This window comes from Variovorax sp. M-6 (assembly GCF_052114385.1).
GTDB lineage: Bacteria > Pseudomonadota > Gammaproteobacteria > Burkholderiales > Burkholderiaceae_C > Variovorax.
This window is the reverse complement of sequence record NZ_JBFREQ010000006.1, coordinates 148,484-165,046: the sequence shown is the minus strand read 5'-3', so window position 1 is coordinate 165,046 and position 16,563 is coordinate 148,484. Positions and strand designations below refer to the sequence as shown.

At 67.8% G+C, this 16,563-nt stretch carries 12 protein-coding genes; 9 read left to right on the top strand and 3 right to left on the bottom strand.

Annotated elements, in window-relative coordinates:
- Positions 1–73: 73 nt before the first annotated feature.
- Positions 74–784, top strand: a complete 711-nt coding sequence (locus tag AB4Z46_RS09445) for a TetR/AcrR family transcriptional regulator (RefSeq protein WP_442283224.1) — start codon at positions 74–76, stop codon at positions 782–784.
- A gap of 266 nt (positions 785–1,050) precedes the next feature.
- Here AB4Z46_RS09445 and AB4Z46_RS09440 read toward each other — a convergent pair whose 3' ends face one another.
- Entirely contained in the window at positions 1,051–2,841 is a 1,791-nt protein-coding gene (locus AB4Z46_RS09440; RefSeq protein ID WP_442283223.1) for a carboxylesterase/lipase family protein, read from the bottom strand.
- A gap of 233 nt (positions 2,842–3,074) precedes the next feature.
- Here AB4Z46_RS09440 and AB4Z46_RS09435 point away from each other — a divergent pair, with 233 nt between their 5' ends.
- The 6 genes from AB4Z46_RS09435 to AB4Z46_RS09410 all read left to right on the top strand — a co-directional run bounded on the left by AB4Z46_RS09435 (position 3,075) and on the right by AB4Z46_RS09410 (position 7,689).
- The gene (locus tag AB4Z46_RS09435) at positions 3,075–4,073 is read left to right on the top strand and encodes an AraC family transcriptional regulator (RefSeq protein ID WP_442283313.1); all 999 of its coding nucleotides are present in this window, start codon (positions 3,075–3,077) and stop codon (positions 4,071–4,073) included.
- Positions 4,074–4,143: 70 nt separating this feature from the next.
- Positions 4,144–5,625 (top strand): protein adenylyltransferase SelO, encoded by a 1,482-nt coding sequence (locus AB4Z46_RS09430; protein ID WP_442283222.1) that lies wholly within the window; start codon positions 4,144–4,146, stop codon positions 5,623–5,625.
- Positions 5,622–6,041, top strand: a complete 420-nt coding sequence (gene msrB, locus AB4Z46_RS09425) for a peptide-methionine (R)-S-oxide reductase MsrB (RefSeq protein ID WP_442283221.1) — start codon at positions 5,622–5,624, stop codon at positions 6,039–6,041. Before AB4Z46_RS09430 ends, msrB begins: the two co-directional genes overlap by 4 nt.
- An 8-nt stretch (positions 6,042–6,049) precedes the next feature.
- Positions 6,050–6,589, top strand: a complete 540-nt coding sequence (locus AB4Z46_RS09420; RefSeq protein ID WP_442283220.1) for a septation protein A — start codon at positions 6,050–6,052, stop codon at positions 6,587–6,589.
- Positions 6,586–6,849 (top strand): BolA family protein, encoded by a 264-nt coding sequence (locus tag AB4Z46_RS09415; protein ID WP_442283219.1) that lies wholly within the window; start codon positions 6,586–6,588, stop codon positions 6,847–6,849. Before AB4Z46_RS09420 ends, AB4Z46_RS09415 begins: the two co-directional genes overlap by 4 nt.
- Positions 6,850–6,903: 54 nt before the next feature.
- Positions 6,904–7,689 (top strand): foldase protein PrsA, encoded by a 786-nt coding sequence (locus AB4Z46_RS09410; protein ID WP_442283218.1) that lies wholly within the window; start codon positions 6,904–6,906, stop codon positions 7,687–7,689.
- A 126-nt stretch (positions 7,690–7,815) separates the two neighbouring features.
- On the opposite strand, the gene ygiD is transcribed toward AB4Z46_RS09410, so the two are convergent.
- Both ygiD and purL read right to left on the bottom strand, forming a co-directional pair.
- The gene (ygiD, locus tag AB4Z46_RS09405; protein WP_442283312.1) at positions 7,816–8,670 is read right to left on the bottom strand and encodes a 4,5-DOPA dioxygenase extradiol; all 855 of its coding nucleotides are present in this window, start codon (positions 8,668–8,670) and stop codon (positions 7,816–7,818) included.
- A 47-nt stretch (positions 8,671–8,717) separates the two neighbouring features.
- Complete coding sequence (gene purL / locus AB4Z46_RS09400; protein WP_442283217.1) at positions 8,718–12,791, bottom strand: phosphoribosylformylglycinamidine synthase; 4,074 nt, start codon at positions 12,789–12,791, stop codon at positions 8,718–8,720.
- Positions 12,792–12,871: 80 nt separating this feature from the next.
- On the opposite strand from purL, the gene map reads away from it, so the two are divergent.
- Complete coding sequence (map, locus tag AB4Z46_RS09395; RefSeq protein ID WP_442283216.1) at positions 12,872–13,696, top strand: type I methionyl aminopeptidase; 825 nt, start codon at positions 12,872–12,874, stop codon at positions 13,694–13,696.
- Between the two features lie 26 nt (positions 13,697–13,722).
- Complete coding sequence (locus AB4Z46_RS09390; RefSeq protein ID WP_442283215.1) at positions 13,723–16,311, top strand: [protein-PII] uridylyltransferase; 2,589 nt, start codon at positions 13,723–13,725, stop codon at positions 16,309–16,311.
- Positions 16,312–16,563 lie beyond the last annotated feature (252 nt).

Here is a 16,563-nt window from a genome sequence, read left to right as displayed (position 1 = left end):
ACAGGCTCCTTCAAATAGACTTCAATAATCTTGCGGACAACGACGATTCACGCAATCTTCGGCCCATCGCACAATGACAGAAACCCGCACTGCACCCCCTAAAAAAGCCAAAAGCACGCGCGCGACCGCGGCGGATTCTGCCCTCGAGCGCAAACGCAGCAAGAGCGCCAAGGGGGAGCAATCGAAAAAGCTGCTGCTGGACGCAGCTCTCGTGTCGATTGCCAAACAGGGGATCCACTCCGTCACCCATCGCTCGATCGCGGCCGAGGCGGGTGTGCCCAAGTCGCTGACCACGTATTTCTTCTCGAGCCTGCCCGATCTGCTCGAGCAAGCCTTCATTCACTTCACGACGCTGGCCGCGCAGGACAACGTCCTGCACCTCCAGGAACTCAATGCACTGGTGGAGCGCCACACCGCGAATTGGCCGCTGTCCGACAACGCGCGTCGAACGCTGCACAGGCTGCTGTCGCAACGCCTCACCGACTTCATCGTTCGGCAGGCGTCCGAACACTCGGTCGGCGTGGCAGTCGAACTCAACTTTCTGTACATCTACCGCGCCGACCCGCCGATCCGTCGGCATATCGAGGCCTATCGCGGCATGCTGCTCAAGGGACTCGAGAGCCTGGTCCACCGCTTTTCGGGGGCCCACGCCACGACCGACGCGTCGCTGATGCTGGGGATGATCCACCAGTTGCTCTTCAAGGCCACGCTGACGCCCAAGCAGATCGATCGCGAACGCGTTCACGCCGAAGTCTCCCGCTTGATGTCGTTCATTCTTCTTTGAGCATGCGCGCGGCGGCCTTGCCGATCAATCGGCGATCGCGTCCAGGCGTGCAGCCGTTCGCCAGCACGTCAACTGCGCGGATGTCTTCATCAACTTTGTCTCCAGGGAATACGGAACGAGGCCGCTCACATCGCGAGCATCACGGCACTCTAGATATTTTCAGGACATTCGTCCAGTAATTTCACTTCCTGCTGCTTCGGACCGTGTGCCGGCCCTCGCCTCGGTGCGCCTCGAACGGCGCACCGAAATCCGCATCAGGCGTTCACTCACTGCGTCGTGATCTGCAACGCGGTCTGGGTGGCGTCGAACTTCAGCTTCGACGGCCATGGCGCCCAGGTGGTGCCCAGCGCGCCGGTGTTGGGATCGCCATTGCGCATGAAGGCGGCGATGCTGCCCATCATCGCTTCCGACAACGCCACCCGGCCTGGCCGATTGGCCGCGCTGTTGGTCGCGTTCGAGAACAGCGACGGGCCGAAGTTGCCGAACACAAAGCCCAGGTCGAAGGCATGCGCGGCGCCATAGACCTCGTTCCACGGCGCCGGCTGCTGGGCCCAGTCGAACTGGTAGTGCCAGACGTTCGACTGCTGGGTCTTCATCGTGTCGAGCAGGTTGTTGCGGCTCGGCACCATGAAGGCGTTGGTGATCCGCGCGGTCATGGCGTCGTAGCCCGAGACCGCAGTCACCGGCAGGTAGACCGGATCGATGATGTCGGCGGAGGTCAGCGTGGGGGCCGCATCCGGATTGAAGTTCTGCATCATCGTGAAGCGCGTCGCATCGTCGATCTTGAAGCCCACCTTGGTGCCGCCGACGAGCGGCAGGAAGGGCGTGAACAGCTTGCCCTCGTCGCGCGTCATACCCACCACCGTCGGCACCTTCAGGTACTGGCCGGCCGCGATCGCCGCGATCGGATCGACCGGCAGCACCGCGCCGTCAGGAATCGGGCCGGAGCCCGTCAGGCCCTTGGCCAGCACCGTGCTGAGAATGGTCTTGGCGTCCTTGGCACGCAGGTAGTCGGCGACCTGCACGTTGCTCAGGCCGGCCGCGTAGGTCGCGGCGCCCGCCAGGTCGGCCGCCTTGCCGTCCGCCACCAGCAGGTTCAGCAGCAGGCCCTTGCCCTGCGCGAGGTAGGTCGAAGCCGGGTTCAGCGTCGGCAGGGTGTTGGGCGGCAGGTTGGTGGCCAGCGAGATGCCGCCGGACAACGGCATCGCCTTGTGGAACAACCCCTTCGACATCGGCGAAGCCATCAGCGCCAGCAAATTGATCGCGCCGGCCGACTGTCCCATCACCGTGACATTGCCCGCATCGCCGCCGAAGCCCGCGATGTTCTTCTGGATGTAGCGCAGCGCCGCCAGGTTGTCGAGCAGCGCGAAGTTGCCGGAGTCGTCGCCCTCGCTGCCGCCGACGTGCAGTTGCGGCACATTCAGGAAGCCGAGCACGCCCAGGCGGTAATTGGCCGTGACGACCACCGCGTTGGCCTTCTTCGCCAGGTTCGCGCCGTCGTAGACCGGGTCGGCGGTAAAGCCCGAGATGTTGCTGCCGCCGTGGATGAACAGCATCACCGGCAGCTTCTCGTCGGTCGTCGACGGACGCCAGATGTTGAGCGTCAGGCAGTCCTCGCTGCCCACCGGCGTGTTCAGCGTGCTGGCGATCGTGGCGTCGTAGGTGTTGTTGGCGCCCGGGCCGTAGATGCGGCCGATCTGCAGGCAGGGATTGCCGAACTGCTTGGCCGGGCGCACGCCGGTCCAGGCTTCGGGCTCGGCCGGGGCGCGCCAGCGCAGCGCGCCGACCGGCGGCTGGGCGAACGGCAGGCCCTTCCACCACCACGTGCCCGACCGGGTGCTGTCGTCGACGCCCTCGACCTTGCCTTGGGCGGTCTGGCGCAACGTGGGTGCGTCCTGCGCCGGCGTCTGCGGCACCGCCGCCGCGGGCGGCGTGGCCGGGGTGCTGGCCGCGGTCGGCAGCAGAGGGAAGGAGGGATCGGACGATCCGCCGCAGCCTGTGATCATGGTGCACAGTAGCACCATTCCCGCGCCCCATTTCCGGGTTGTCGTGGTCATGTCTTGTCTCCTCATCGGGTTATTCGGAATGCGTTCTGCCAGGGCTGGCATCGATACTTCGCTGGTTCTTCGCAGCCCTGAAAAATTCTAGGAACGACCCACCCAATGCCTGCTATCGCAAGCGCGCCAAACCAGTGACTTCAGAGACGCCAACGCCCGATTTCGTGCACCCTGCCCCGCCCGCCGCCCCGCCGCGCACCAGCTCGGGCGCCTGGCTGCGCGGCGTGCTCGACATGTTCGCGGCCGAGGGCCTGGACGTTCCGGCCCTGCTGCGCGACACCGGCTTCGACGCCGCCAGGATCGATCAGTCCGAAAGTCGCTTCTCGGCCGACGACATCAGCCAGCTCTGGCGGCTGGCCGTGGCCCGCTCCGGCAAGTCGACGCTGGGCCTCTCGCGCGAACTCGCCGCGCGCCACGGCAACCTCGACACGCTGGGCCACGCATTGACCTGCAGCCCGAATCTGCTGACCGGCCTCGAGCGCCTGGCGCGCTACCTGGCGGTGGTCTCGGATGCCGCCACCTTCGAGCTCGAGACCGATGCCCGCGGCCACTGGCTGGTGATCGGCCATGTCGGCAACTGCCAGCCGGTGCCGCGCCAGCGCGTCGAGTACGGAATGCTGACCATGCTGATGCTGTGCGGCTGGCTCACGCGACGCGAACTGCGGCCGCTGGCGGTCGAGTTCGTCTTCGCGCCGCCGCCGAACGACGCGCCGCATCGCGCGGCCTTCGGCGCCCCCCTGCGCTTCGGCGCCGAGTCCAACCGGCTGCTGATCGCCGGCGCCGACATGCGCGCGCCGATCCCTACGCAGCATCCGGTGCTGGCGGCCTTGCACGAGCGCCTGCTCGACGAGCAACTGACCCAGCTGGCCGACAGCACCATGAGCCGCCGGGTCTGCGCCGAGATCATTCGCCGGCTGCCCGGCGGCGAGCCGCGCCGCCAGGACGTGGCGGCCGGTCTCGGCGTCGCCGAGCGCACGTTGCAGCGCCGCCTGCAGGCCGAGGCGAGCTCCTACCAGGCCCTGCTCGACCACACCCGCCGCGAACTGGCGCAGAAGTACCTGGCCGACCGGCGCCACACGCTCACCGATGTCGCCGACCTGCTCGGCTTCGTCGACAGCAGCAACTTCTTTCGCGCCTGCAAGCGCTGGTTCGGGCTGCCGCCGGCGCAATACCGGGCGCAGCTGTGGGAGAGCGGCGAGGTGCCGGGAACGACGGTGCCGGCCGGCCTCTGAGTTCGCCTGGGCCCGGCATCGGGATGGCCCCTGCGGCCCGGGGTCTCGCCCGCTGCGGGACAATCCCCCCATGAGCATGCTTGCAGACGAAGCGGACCTGGTCGACCTGGGTCTGCGCTGGGCCCCGGGCTTTTCGGCGCTGGGCCCCGCCTTCTATACCGAACTCCAGCCCCGCCCTTTGCCCGATCCCTACTGGGTCGGCCGCAGCGAAGGCCTGGCGCGCGAGCTCGGCCTGGACGCCTCCTGGCTGCATTCCGACGAAGGCCTGGCCGCCTTTACCGGCAATCTGCCAATCGCCGGCACCCGCCCGCTGGCCAGCGTCTACAGCGGCCACCAGTTCGGCGTCTGGGCCGGCCAGCTCGGTGACGGCCGCGCCATCCTGCTCGGCGAAACCGCCGGTGGACAGGAAGTGCAACTCAAGGGGGCCGGCCTGACGCCCTACTCCCGCATGGCCGACGGCCGCGCCGTGCTGCGCTCCAGCATTCGCGAGTTCGTCTGCAGCGAGGCGATGCACGGGCTGGGCATCCCGACCACGCGCGCCCTGTGCGTGACCGGCTCGGACGCCCGGGTGCGGCGCGAAGAACTGGAAACCGCCGCGGTCGTGACCCGCGTCGCGCCGAGCTTCGTCCGCTTCGGCCATTTCGAGCATTTCGCCGCCAACCAGCGCGACGACGAACTGCGCGCCCTGGCCGACTACGTCATCGACCGCTATTACCCGGCCTGCCGCACGACGTCGCGCTTCAACGGCAACGCCTATGCCGCGCTGCTCGAGGCGGTCAGCGAGCGAACCGCCACCCTGCTCGCGCAGTGGCAGGCCATCGGCTTCTGCCACGGCGTGATGAACACCGACAACATGAGCATCCTCGGCCTCACGATCGACTACGGGCCGTTCCAGTTCCTCGACGGCTTCGACCCGCGCCACATCTGCAACCACAGCGACACGGCCGGTCGCTACGCCTTCAACCAGCAGCCCAACGTCGCCTACTGGAACCTGTTCTGCCTGGCACAGGCGCTGCTGCCGCTGATCGGCGACCAGGAGGTCGCGGTCGCGGCGCTGGAGTCGTACAAGACCGTGTTCCCGGACACCTTCGAAGCCCGCATGCGGACCAAGCTCGGCCTGGCCGACGCGGCCGACGGCGACCGGGCGCTGATCGAGGGCGTGCTCAAGCTGCTGGCGCAGGAGAAGGTCGACTACACGATCTTCTGGCGCCGGCTGTCCAACGCCGTGGCAGGCGACAATCCCGAGCCGGTGCGCGACCTGTTCATCGACCGCGCGGGCTTCGACGCCTGGCTGCAGGCGTACTCGGAGCGCCGCGCCGCAACGCCGGCGGCCGAGGCGGCCGGCCGGATGCTCGGGAGCAATCCCAAGTTCGTGTTGCGGAACCACCTGGGCCAGCAGGCGATCGAAGCGGCCCAGGAAAAGAACTTCGAAGGCGTCGCCACCTTGCTGAGGCTGCTCGAAACCCCATTTGAAGAACACGCCGGCCACGACGACTACGCCGGCTTTCCGCCCGACTGGGCTTCCACGATCGAAATCAGCTGTTCATCATGACTTCTCCCGTCCAGAAAACCGATGCCGAATGGAAAGCCCTGCTGGCCGAGAAGGGCGCCGAGCGCGGAGCCTTCGAGGTCACCCGGCATGCCGCCACCGAGCGGCCTTTCACCGGCAAGTACGAAGCCCACTGGGAAGACGGCAGCTACCATTGCATCTGCTGTGGCGCCAAGCTGTTCGAATCCGCCACCAAGTTCGATGCCGGCTGCGGCTGGCCCAGCTTCTCCCAGGAAGCGGTGCCCGGCGCAATCCGCAACATCGTCGACCGCTCGCACGGCATGGTGCGCACCGAGAACGTCTGCGCCAATTGCGGCGCCCATCTGGGCCACGTGTTTCCCGACGGCCCGACCGACACCGGTCTGCGCTACTGCATGAACTCGGCCTCGCTGGATTTCCAGAAGCGCAAGACCGACTGATCCCGACCATGAAACTTTTCCTCGACTTCTTCCCGATCCTGCTGTTCTTCGGCGCCTTCAAGCTCTACGACATCTACATGGCGACCGGCGTGCTGATGGCCGCCACCGTGCTGCAGATGGCGATCATCTGGTTCATGGAACGCCGCCTGCAGCCGATGCAGAAGGCCACGCTGGTGCTGATCCTGCTGTTCGGCTCGCTGACGCTGGTGCTGCACGACGACCGCTTCATCAAGTGGAAGCCGACCGTGCTCTACGGCGCCATGGCGATCGCGCTCGCAATTGCGCTATGGGGCTTCAAGAAGAACTTCCTCAAGATGCTGCTGGGCGCGCAACTGGAGTTGCCGACCCTGGTCTGGGGCCGGCTCAACGTCGCCTGGATCGCCTACTGCCTTTTCATGGCGGTCCTCAACGGCTATGTCGCGGCCTACTTCACGACCGAGGCCTGGGTCAACTTCAAGCTCTGGGGCTACGTCTTCCCGATCGTGTTCCTGATCGCGCAGGGGCTTTACATCTCGCCCCATCTCAAGTCGGACAAGCCTGCCGCATGAGCCTTCCTACTTCCAAGGACCTCGAAGCCCGCCTGCGCGAGGTGCTGCAGCCCACCGAACTCGAAGTGATCGACGAGAGCGCCGCCCATGCCGGCCATGCGGGCGCCGGCGCCGAGGGCTACGGCACCCATTTCCGGGTCCGCATCGCCTCGCCGCTGTTCGCCGGCAAGCCCCGCGTGGCGCGCCATCGGCTTGTGTATGATGCGCTGCAACTTTTCATCGCACAGGGCCTCCACGCGCTTGCCATCGAGACGCTTTAGAGCGTCGATCCACATCCCCCGCACGGTCGTGCGGCGATCAACACCCCTCCCCCTATGAAGACAAACATCCTGAAGGCCGTCGCGGTCGCCACCCTGGTCGGCGCCATCCCGTTCGCCGCCCTGGCGCAGAACGCCGCCATCGTGAATGGCAAGGCCGTGCCCAAGGCACGCATGGACGTCCTGGCCCAGCAGCTGGCCGCGGCCGGCCGGCCGGTCACGCCGGAAATGCAGGGCCAGTTGCGCGAGGAAGTGATCGCGCGCGAGATCTTCATGCAGGAGGCGCAGAAGCAGGGCCTCGACGCCACCGACGACTACAAGAACCAGCTCGAACTCGCGCGCCAGGCGATCCTGATCCGCCAGCTGTTCGAGAACTACCGCAAGACCAACGCGGTGACCGACGCCGACGTCCAGGCCGAGTACGACAAGTTCGTTGCCGCCAACAGCGGCAAGGAATTCAAGGCCCGCCACATCCTGGTCGAGACCGAGGACCAGGCCAACAAGATCCTGGCCGACCTCAAGAAGGGCGCCAAGTTCGAGGACATCGCGAAGAAGCAGAGCAAGGACCCGGGTTCGGGCGCCAACGGCGGCGACCTCGACTGGGCCGCGCCCGCGAGCTTCGTGCCCGAGTTCTCGGAAGCGATGATCAAGCTCAAGAAGGGCGAGACCACGGCCGCGCCGGTCAAGTCGCAGTTCGGCTACCACATCATCCGSGTCGACGAYRTCCGCCAGGCRCARCTGCCSAAGCTSGARGAAGTYMAGCCGCAGATCACGCAGCAGCTGCAGCAGCAGCGCCTGCAGAAGTACCAGGAAGACTTGCGCGCCAAGGCAAAGGTGGAGTAACCCCCCAGGTTGGCTCACTTCGTGTAGCCGCCCACCCCCCTGCTGGGGGCAACACCTGCGGCCCGGCGAAGCCGGTTCCGCGGTGTTTCACGAAGAGGGCCGGGCATTCGCCGGCCCTTTTTGCGTCTAGCCCCAGACGACCGAACGCATCGAGATCGAGGCCGACTGGAAATCGGCGTTGAAGAAGCGCGGCGCTTCCTTGGCATCGACGGCGCCCGCGGCATAGAGCAGCGGCAGGTAGTGGTCGTGCGTCGGATGCGCCTGCGCCGCGAGCGGGCCCAGGTTCTTGAAGTCCGGCAGCGCGGCGAGTTGCCCGTTCTTCAGTTGCTCACCGACGATCCGGTCGAATTCGATCGCCCAGTCGTAGGCCTGGCGGGCCGTCGCGTCGCGGCGCGTGACACGCAAGTTGTGGACGATGTTGCCGCTGCCGACGATCAGCACGCCACGCTCGCGAAGTGCCCGCAGCTGCTGGCCGAGTTGGTAGTGCTGGGCCGGCGGGCGGCTGTAGTCCATGCTGAGCTGCACCACCGGGATGTCGGCCCGCGGGAACATCGGCTTGAGCACGGACCAGGTGCCGTGGTCGAAGCCCCACTCGGCACGGTCGAGTCCCAGGGCGGTGCCGTTCAGGGGCTGGCGCACGCCTTGCGCGATCGCCGCCGCGGCATCCGGTGCGCCGGGCGCCGGATACTGCTGGTCGAACAGTTCCTGCGGGAAGCCGCCGAAGTCATGAATGGTCCTGGGTTTGGCCATGCCCGTCAGATACCAGCCTTCGCGCGTCAGCCAGTGCGCCGAGATGCAGAGGATGAGCTGCGGCTTGGGATAGCGCGCGCCGAACTCGGCCCCGAGCGCCTGCCAGCTCTTGCGGTAGGCGTTGTCGCCGATGGCGTTCATCGGACTGCCGTGGCCGACGAAGAGCACCGGCATGCGCGGCGATTTCTTCAACGACCCGAAGGTTTCGGACGCACCGGACAGCGGCGTCATGCCGAGCAGCGTGCCGGCGCCCAGCAAGGAGCGTCGCCGCATCGGGCTCAACCCACCCACTTGCGCGCGTTGCGCCAGATCCGCATCCAGGGGCTGAGTTCGCTCTTGCCACCCGAGGTCCAGCTCATCTGGATGTTGCGGAACACCCGTTCCGGATGCGGCATCAGCGCCGTGAAACGGCCATCGGCGGTGGTCACCGAAGTCAGGCCGCCGGCGCTGCCGTTGGGATTGAACGGATAGCGCTCGGTCGCCTGGCCGTGGTTGTCGACGAAACGCATCGCGGCAATCGCCTTGGCCGGGTCGCCGCGGTGCTTGAAGTTGGCGTAGCCCTCGCCGTGCGCCACCGCGATCGGCATCCGGCTGCCGGCCATGCCGGCGAAGAACAGGCTGGGCGATTCGAGCACCTCGACCATCGACAGGCGGGCCTCGAAACGCTCGCTCTGGTTGGTCGTGAAGCGCGGCCAGGCTTCGGCCCCCGGGATGATGTCGGCCAGCTCGGCGAACATCTGGCAGCCGTTGCACACGCCCAGGCCGAAGGTGTCGCCGCGGCCGAAGAAGCCCTTGAACTGCTCCGCCAGCTTCGGATTGAAGGTGATGCTGCGGGCCCAGCCGATGCCGGCGCCCAGCGTGTCGCCGTAGCTGAAGCCACCGCAGGCCACCACGCCCTTGAAGTCGGCCAGGTCCGCCCTGCCGGTCTGCAGGTCGGTCATGTGGACGTCGTAGGCCTCGAAGCCGGCCTCGGTGAAGGCATAGGCCATCTCGACGTGCGAGTTGACGCCCTGCTCGCGCAGGATCGCGACCCTGGGCCTGGCCAGGTTCAGGAAAGGCGCGGCCACGTTGTCGTCCACGCCCGGCGCGAGCAGCACGTGGGCGCCCGGGTCTTGGCGGTCGCCGGCCGCGGCATGCTCGGCGTCGGCGCAGTCGGGGTTGTCGCGCTCGCGGCAGATCTTCCAGCTGACGGAATCCCAGACCTGGTGCAGGTCGGCGAGGCTGGCGCTGAAGACCGCCTTGGCATCGCGCCAGACTTCGAGCTTGCCCTTGCCCGCGTCCATGGCCGAGCTGGCGGGCCGGGTCTTGCCGACGAAATGGCTGTGGGCGCTCAGGCCATGGGCGCGCAAGGTCTGCATGACCTCGTTGCGCTCGGCGGTGCGCACCTGCAACAGCAGACCCAGCTCCTCGTTGAAGAGCGCCTTGAGCGTGAGTTCCTCGCGCCGCGCACTGACCTGGCCGGCCCAGTTCTTGGCATCGCCGTATTCGGCCCGGCTGTCGCTGATGCCGTCGCCCTCGGTGACCAGCAGGTCGACGTTGAGCGCGACGCCCACATGGCCGGCGAAGGCCATCTCGCAGGCGGCGGCGAACAAGCCACCGTCGCTGCGGTCGTGCAGCGCGAGGATCCTGCCTTCGGCGCGCAGCGCATTCACCGCGGAGACCAGCTTCACCAGGTCCTGCGGATCGTCGAGGTCGGGCACCGTGTCGCCGCTCTGCCCCAGCGTCTGCGCCAGGATGCTGCCGGCCATGCGGTGCTTGCCGCGGCCCAGGTCGACCAGCACCAGCGTGCTGTCGGGTTCTTCGGCGTCGAGCTGCGGCGTCAGGGTGCCGCGCACGTCGGCCAGCGTGGCGAACGCAGTCACGATCAGGCTCACGGGCGAAGTCACCTTCTTCTGCAGGCCCTCGTCCTGCCACTGGGTGCGCATCGAGAGGGAATCCTTGCCTACCGGAATCGAGATGCCGAGCGCCGGGCACAGTTCGAGCCCCACGGCCTTCACGGTCTCGTACAGCGCGGCGTCCTCGCCGGGCTCGCCGCAGGCCGCCATCCAGTTGGCCGACAGCTTGACGCGCGACAGCTCGATCGGCGCCGCCAGCAGGTTGGTGATGGCCTCGGCCACGGCCATGCGGCCCGAGGCCGGGGCGTCGATCGCGGCCAGCGGCGTGCGCTCGCCCATGCTCATCGCCTCGCCGGCGAAGCCACGGTAGTCGGCCAGCGTGACGGCGCAGTCGGCCACCGGCACCTGCCAGGGGCCGACCATCTGGTCGCGGTGGCTCAGGCCACCCACGGTGCGGTCGCCGATCGTGATCAGGAAGCGCTTGGAGGCCACGGTCGGGTGCGAAAGCACCTCGATCGCGGCCTTCTGCAGCTCGACACCGTCGAGGTCCAGCGGCTTGAAGCGGCGGGCCACGGTCTTGACGTCGCGCAGCATCTTGGGCGGCTTGCCCAGCAGCACGTCCATCGGCATGTCGACCGGCTGCGCCTCGGCACCCTCGTCGACCACCCGCAGCTGGCGTTCTTCGGTCGCCACGCCGACCACCGAGAACGGGCAGCGCTCGCGCTCGCAGAAGGCCTGGAACTGCGCGAGCGACTCCGGCGCGATCGCCAGCACATAGCGCTCCTGGCTCTCGTTGCACCAGATCTCCTTGGGCGCCATGCCCGACTCCTCGAGCGGCACCGCCCGCAGGTCGAAGCGCGCGCCGCGGCCGGCGTCGTTCGTGAGTTCGGGGAAGGCATTGCTCAGGCCGCCCGCGCCGACGTCGTGGATGGCCAGGATCGGGTTGTCTGCGCCCTGCTGCCAGCAGTGGTTGATGACTTCCTGCGCCCGGCGCTCGATCTCGGGGTTGCCGCGCTGCACCGAGTCGAAGTCGAGCTCGGCCGCGTTGGCACCGGTCGCCATCGAGCTCGCGGCGCTGCCGCCCATGCCGATGCGCATGCCCGGTCCGCCGAGCTGGATCAGCAGCGCGCCGGCCGGGAAGCGGATCTTCTTCGTCTGCCCGGCATCGATGCTGCCGAGGCCGCCGGCGATCATGATCGGCTTGTGGTAGCCGCGCTGCACCGTGCCGCCGTCGCTCTCGACCGCCTGCTCGTATTCGCGGAAGTAGCCCAGCAGGTTGGGCCGGCCGAACTCGTTGTTGAAGGCGGCACCGCCCAGCGGGCCCTCGGTCATGATCTGCAGCGGGCTCGCGATGTGGTCGGGCTTGCCGTAGCTGCCTTCGGAGGGCCACAACGCCGAAACTGTGAAGCCGGTCAGGCCCGCCTTGGGCTTGGAGCCGCGGCCCGTGGCGCCCTCGTCGCGGATCTCGCCGCCGGCACCGGTCGAGGCGCCCGGGAAAGGCGAAATCGCGGTCGGGTGGTTGTGGGTCTCGACCTTCATGAGCACGTGGCTCAGAGCGCTCTGCTTCTGGTAGCTGCCCGACTCGGAGGCGGCCACGAAGCGCTCGATCTGCGTGCCCTCCATCACCGAGGCGTTGTCGGCGTAGGCGATCACCGTGTGCTGCGGGCTCTGGCGCTCGGTGTTGCGGATCATCGAGAACAGGCTCTGCGGCTGCGCCTCGCCGTCGATGACGAAGTCGGCGTTGAAGATCTTGTGGCGGCAGTGCTCGCTGTTGGCCTGCGCGAACATCATCAGTTCGACGTCGCTCGGGTTGCGGCCCAGGCGGGTGAACGCATCGACCAGGTAGTCGATCTCGTCCTCGGCCAGCGCCAGGCCGAAGCGCTTGTTGGCGTCCACCAGCGCGCTGCGCCCGCCGCCCAGCACGTCGACCTGCGCCATCGGCTGCGGCGGCAGCTCGGCGAACAGGCCGGCAGCCTGGTCGACCCCGGCCAGCACGGATTCGGTCATGCGGTCGTGCAGGAGGTCGGCCACTGCGGCCAGCTTGTCGCCTTCCAAGGTGGGGGCCTTGCCCAGCAGCGGCGCCTTGAGCACCAGGTGGTATTCAGTCACGCGCTCGACCCGGCGCAGCGCCAGGCCGCAGTTGTGGGCGATGTCGGTGGCCTTGGAGGCCCATGGCGACACCGTGCCCAGCCGCGGCGTGACCACCACCGTCGGCCCGGCCTTGGCCGGCGCGACGAAAGGCTCGCCATAGCCCAGCAGCGCCGCGTAACGCTCCTGCTCGGCCGTGTCGAGGGAATGGTCGGTGACTACCAGATGCACGAAGCGAGCGCTCAGGCCCTCGATCCGCGGCTCGACCCCCTGCAGGCGCGGCAGCAGCTGCCGGGCCCGGAAATCGCTGAGGGCGCGGCCGCCCTCGAAGAAGCTCACCACAGGGGCGGCATGGACAGCACGGTGGGAAGGCGGGTTCACGGGCAGCGTCACGTTCGGGTCGGCCGCAAGGGCCGCGTTGGGATTCATGAGAGTGAGGCGGCGGCCGCTGACTGGGGCCATCCGCGCTAACCCTGAATTTTAACGGCTCGGATGGGATAATTCCGGCCATGAGCATTACCTACAAAGACGCCGAAGGCGTGGCCGGCATGCGCGTGGCGTGCCGCCTCGCCTCCGAGGTGCTGGACTACCTGACCCCCCACATCCTCCCCGGCGTGACCACCAACCAGATCGACAAGCTGGCGCACGACTACATCACGCAGGTCCAGGGCGCCATCCCGGCGCCGCTGAACTACATGGGAGCCAGCAGCACGCCCTACCCCAAGTCGATCTGCACCTCGGTCAACCACGTGGTCTGCCACGGCATCCCGAACGACAAGCCGCTCAAGAAGGGCGACATCGTCAACTGCGACATCACGGTCATCAAGGACGGCTGGCATGGCGACACCAGCCGCATGTTCGTGGTCGGCGATGCCTCGATCGCGGCCAAGCGCCTGTGCGCCTTCACCTATGACGCGATGTGGCACGGCATCATGAAGGTCAAGCCGGGCGCCCACCTGGGCGACATCGGCTTCGCGATCCAGCGCTTCGCCGAGAGCAACGGCTTCTCGGTGGTGCGCGAGTTCTGCGGCCACGGCATCGGCCGCGGCTTCCACGAAGAGCCGCAGGTGCTGCACTACGGCCGGCCCGGCACGCTCGAGGAGCTCAAGCCCGGCATGACCTTCACGATCGAACCGATGATCAACGCCGGCAAGCGCGAGATCAAGGAAGACGCCAAGGGCGGCCAGTACGACGGCTGGACCATCGTCACGCGCGACCATTCGCTGTCGGCGCAGTGGGAGCACACGGTGCTGGTCACCGAGACCGGCTACGAGGTGTTGACGCTCTCCGCCGGCAGCCCGCCGCCGCCGGCCTTCGTCGACGCCCCCGCTTGAGGCGACGCCGCCCGCTCGAGGCTCCCATGGTGGATGTTCCATCATTGCGCGATGCCTATCGCACGCACAAGCTGGCGCTGTTCGACCAGTTGCGCAGCGCGCGGGCGCCGACGCGCAGCGTCCACACCGTGCTGCGCCAGCTCGCCGCACTGGCCGACGAGACCCTGAGCGCCCTGTGGGACGACGCCAGCTTCGGCAACCAGCTGGCGCTGGTCGCGGTCGGCGGCTTCGGCCGCGGCGAGCTGTTCCCGTATTCCGACGTCGACGTGCTGCTGCTGCTGCCCGAAGACCATGGGACGGACATCGAGCCGGCGCGCATCGAGGCCTTCATCGGCCGATGCTGGGATGCCGGCCTGGAGATCGGCTCCAGCGTACGCACGGTCTCCGAATGCCTGGCCGAGTCCGCCAAGGACGTCACGGTCCAGACCTCGCTGCTCGAATCGCGGCTGGTGATCGGCGACAAGAAGCTCTACACGGCCTTCCGCAAGAGTTTCCTGGCGGCGATCGACCCGCAGGCCTTCTTCACCGCCAAGTCGCAGGAGATGCGGCACCGGCACCAGAAGTTCGACAACACGCCCTACGCCCTCGAACCGAACTGCAAGGAGTCGCCGGGCGGCCTGCGCGACCTCCAGACCATCCTCTGGATGACCAAGGCCGCAGGCTTCGGCAACCGCTGGGACGAGCTCGCGAAGAATGGCCTCGCCACGGCCTTCGAGATCCAGCAGATCAAGCGCAACGAGGCCTTGCTGAGCCTGATCCGCGCGCGCCTGCACGTCACGGCCAATCGTCGCGAGGACCGCCTGGTGTTCGACCTGCAGACCGCGGTGGCCGCCACTTTCGGCTATATCGGCGAGTCGCAACGCAAGGCCAGCGAAGCCCTGATGCGGCGCTACTACTGGGCTGCCAAGGCGGTCACGCAGCTCAACCAGATCCTGCTGCTCAACATCGCCGAGAAACTGCAGCCGCAGGCCGAGCAGCCGACGCCGATCAACGAGCGCTTCTTCGAGAAGGCCGGCCTGATCGAGGTCGCGAGCGACGACCTCTACCTGAAGGATCCGCACGCGATCCTCGAGACCTTCCTGCTCTACCAGAAGACCATCGGCGTCAACGGCCTGTCGGCGCGCACCCTGCGCGCGCTCTACAACGCGCGCCACGTGATGGACAGCAAGTTCCGCAACGACCGCGTGAACCACCAGACCTTCATGCGCATGCTGCTGGAGCCGCGCGGCATCACGCATGCGCTGCGGCTGATGAACCAGACCTCGGTGCTGGGGCGCTACCTGCGGGTCTTCCGAAGCATCGTCGGGCAGATGCAGCACGACCTGTTCCACGTCTACACGGTCGACCAGCACATCCTGATGGTGCTGCGCAACATGCGGCGCTTCTTCATCGCCGAGCACGCCCACGAATACCCGTTCTGCTCGCAGCTCGCGGCCGGCTGGGACAAGCCCTGGATCCTCTACATCGCGGCGCTGTTCCACGACATCGCCAAGGGCCGCGGCGGCGACCATTCGACGCTGGGCGCGCGCGACGTGCGACGCTTCTGCCGTCAGCACGAGATCCCGCGCGAAGATGCCAAGCTGATCGAGTTCCTGGTCGCGGAGCACCTGGTCATGAGCCAGGTCGCACAGAAGCAGGACCTGAGCGACCCCGAGGTGATCGGCGCCTTCGCCCGGCGCGTGGGCAACGAGCGCTACCTCACGGCCCTGTACCTGCTCACGATCGCCGATATCCGCGGCACCTCGCCGCGGGTCTGGAATGCCTGGAAGGGCAAGCTGCTGGAGGACCTCTATCGCCTGTCCCTGCGCGCCCTGGGCGGCCGCATGCCCGATCCCGGCGCTGAAATCGAGGCCCGCAAGCGCGAGGCGCTGGTGCAGCTGGCGCTGCATGCAGAGCCCTTCGACGCCCACAAGGCGCTGTGGGAGACGCTCGACGTCGGCTACTTCATGCGCCACGACGCCTCGGAGATCGCCTGGCACGCCAAGCAGCTCTCGCGCCACGTGCCGCACGCGGGCGTGCCGCTCGATCCGCGCGCGCCGCCGATCGTGCGCGCCCGGCTGTCGCCGGTCGGCGAAGGGCTGCAGGTGGTGGTCTACACGCCCGACCAGCCCGACCTGTTCGTGCGCATCTGCGGCTACTTCGACCAGTCGTCCTTCAGCATCCTGGACGCCAAGGTGCACACCGCGAGCAACGGCTTCGCGCTCGACACCTTCCAGGTCGTGACGACCTTCATCCCGGAACACTACCGCGACCTCATCAGCATGGTCGAGACCGGCCTGGCCAGGACGCTCAGCGAGGCCGGCCCGCTGCCGCCGCCGAGCAAGGGCCGGGTGTCGCGCCGGGTGCGCAGCTTCCCGATCAAGCCGCGCATCAGCCTCCTGCCCGACGAGAAGGCCCAGCGCTGGCTGCTCAGCATCTCGGCCAGCGACCGGACGGGTCTGCTCTATTCGATCGCGCGGGTGCTGGCGCGCCACCACCTGAACCTGCAGCTGGCCAAGGTCACGACGCTCGGCGAGCGCGTCGAAGACACCTTCCTGATCAGCGGGCCCGAGCTGCAGGGGCAGCGGGCGCAGTTGGCGATCGAGACCGAACTGCTGGAAGCGCTGGCGTCCTGAATCGACCCCAGCGCTCCCGGCGCCGGCCTAGGGCCTGTTCACCCTATTTCCGGGGTCGCGAAGGCCTGCCAGGACGGGCCAATCAAGGCGCGCGACGCGGCATGTGCGTTGGCACATGCGAGGAGCGCAACGCCGAGTGGCTCGTCCTGGCATGCCTTCCCTTCGGGTTGCCGGGCGAAGGGGCCGCCTGCGGCGTTGCCCGCGCTTGCAAGGCGACAGCCTTGCTGCGCGCGGGCGCCTTGCATCCAGCCC

What these genes read in the sequence shown, in the direction of transcription:
- AB4Z46_RS09445 (WP_442283224.1), top strand. Translation starts at nt 74, where the DNA reads ATGACAGAAACCCGCACTGCACCCCCTAAAAAAGCCAAAAGCACGCGC.
- AB4Z46_RS09440 (WP_442283223.1), bottom strand. Translation starts at nt 2,841, where the DNA reads ATGACCACGACAACCCGGAAATGGGGCGCGGGAATGGTGCTACTGTGC.
- AB4Z46_RS09435 (WP_442283313.1), top strand. Translation starts at nt 3,075, where the DNA reads ATGTTCGCGGCCGAGGGCCTGGACGTTCCGGCCCTGCTGCGCGACACC.
- AB4Z46_RS09430 (WP_442283222.1), top strand. Translation starts at nt 4,144, where the DNA reads ATGAGCATGCTTGCAGACGAAGCGGACCTGGTCGACCTGGGTCTGCGC.
- msrB (WP_442283221.1), top strand. Translation starts at nt 5,622, where the DNA reads ATGACTTCTCCCGTCCAGAAAACCGATGCCGAATGGAAAGCCCTGCTG.
- AB4Z46_RS09420 (WP_442283220.1), top strand. Translation starts at nt 6,050, where the DNA reads ATGAAACTTTTCCTCGACTTCTTCCCGATCCTGCTGTTCTTCGGCGCC.
- AB4Z46_RS09415 (WP_442283219.1), top strand. Translation starts at nt 6,586, where the DNA reads ATGAGCCTTCCTACTTCCAAGGACCTCGAAGCCCGCCTGCGCGAGGTG.
- ygiD (WP_442283312.1), bottom strand. Translation starts at nt 8,670, where the DNA reads ATGACGCCGCTGTCCGGTGCGTCCGAAACCTTCGGGTCGTTGAAGAAA.
- purL (WP_442283217.1), bottom strand. Translation starts at nt 12,791, where the DNA reads ATGAATCCCAACGCGGCCCTTGCGGCCGACCCGAACGTGACGCTGCCC.
- map (WP_442283216.1), top strand. Translation starts at nt 12,872, where the DNA reads ATGAGCATTACCTACAAAGACGCCGAAGGCGTGGCCGGCATGCGCGTG.
- AB4Z46_RS09390 (WP_442283215.1), top strand. Translation starts at nt 13,723, where the DNA reads ATGGTGGATGTTCCATCATTGCGCGATGCCTATCGCACGCACAAGCTG.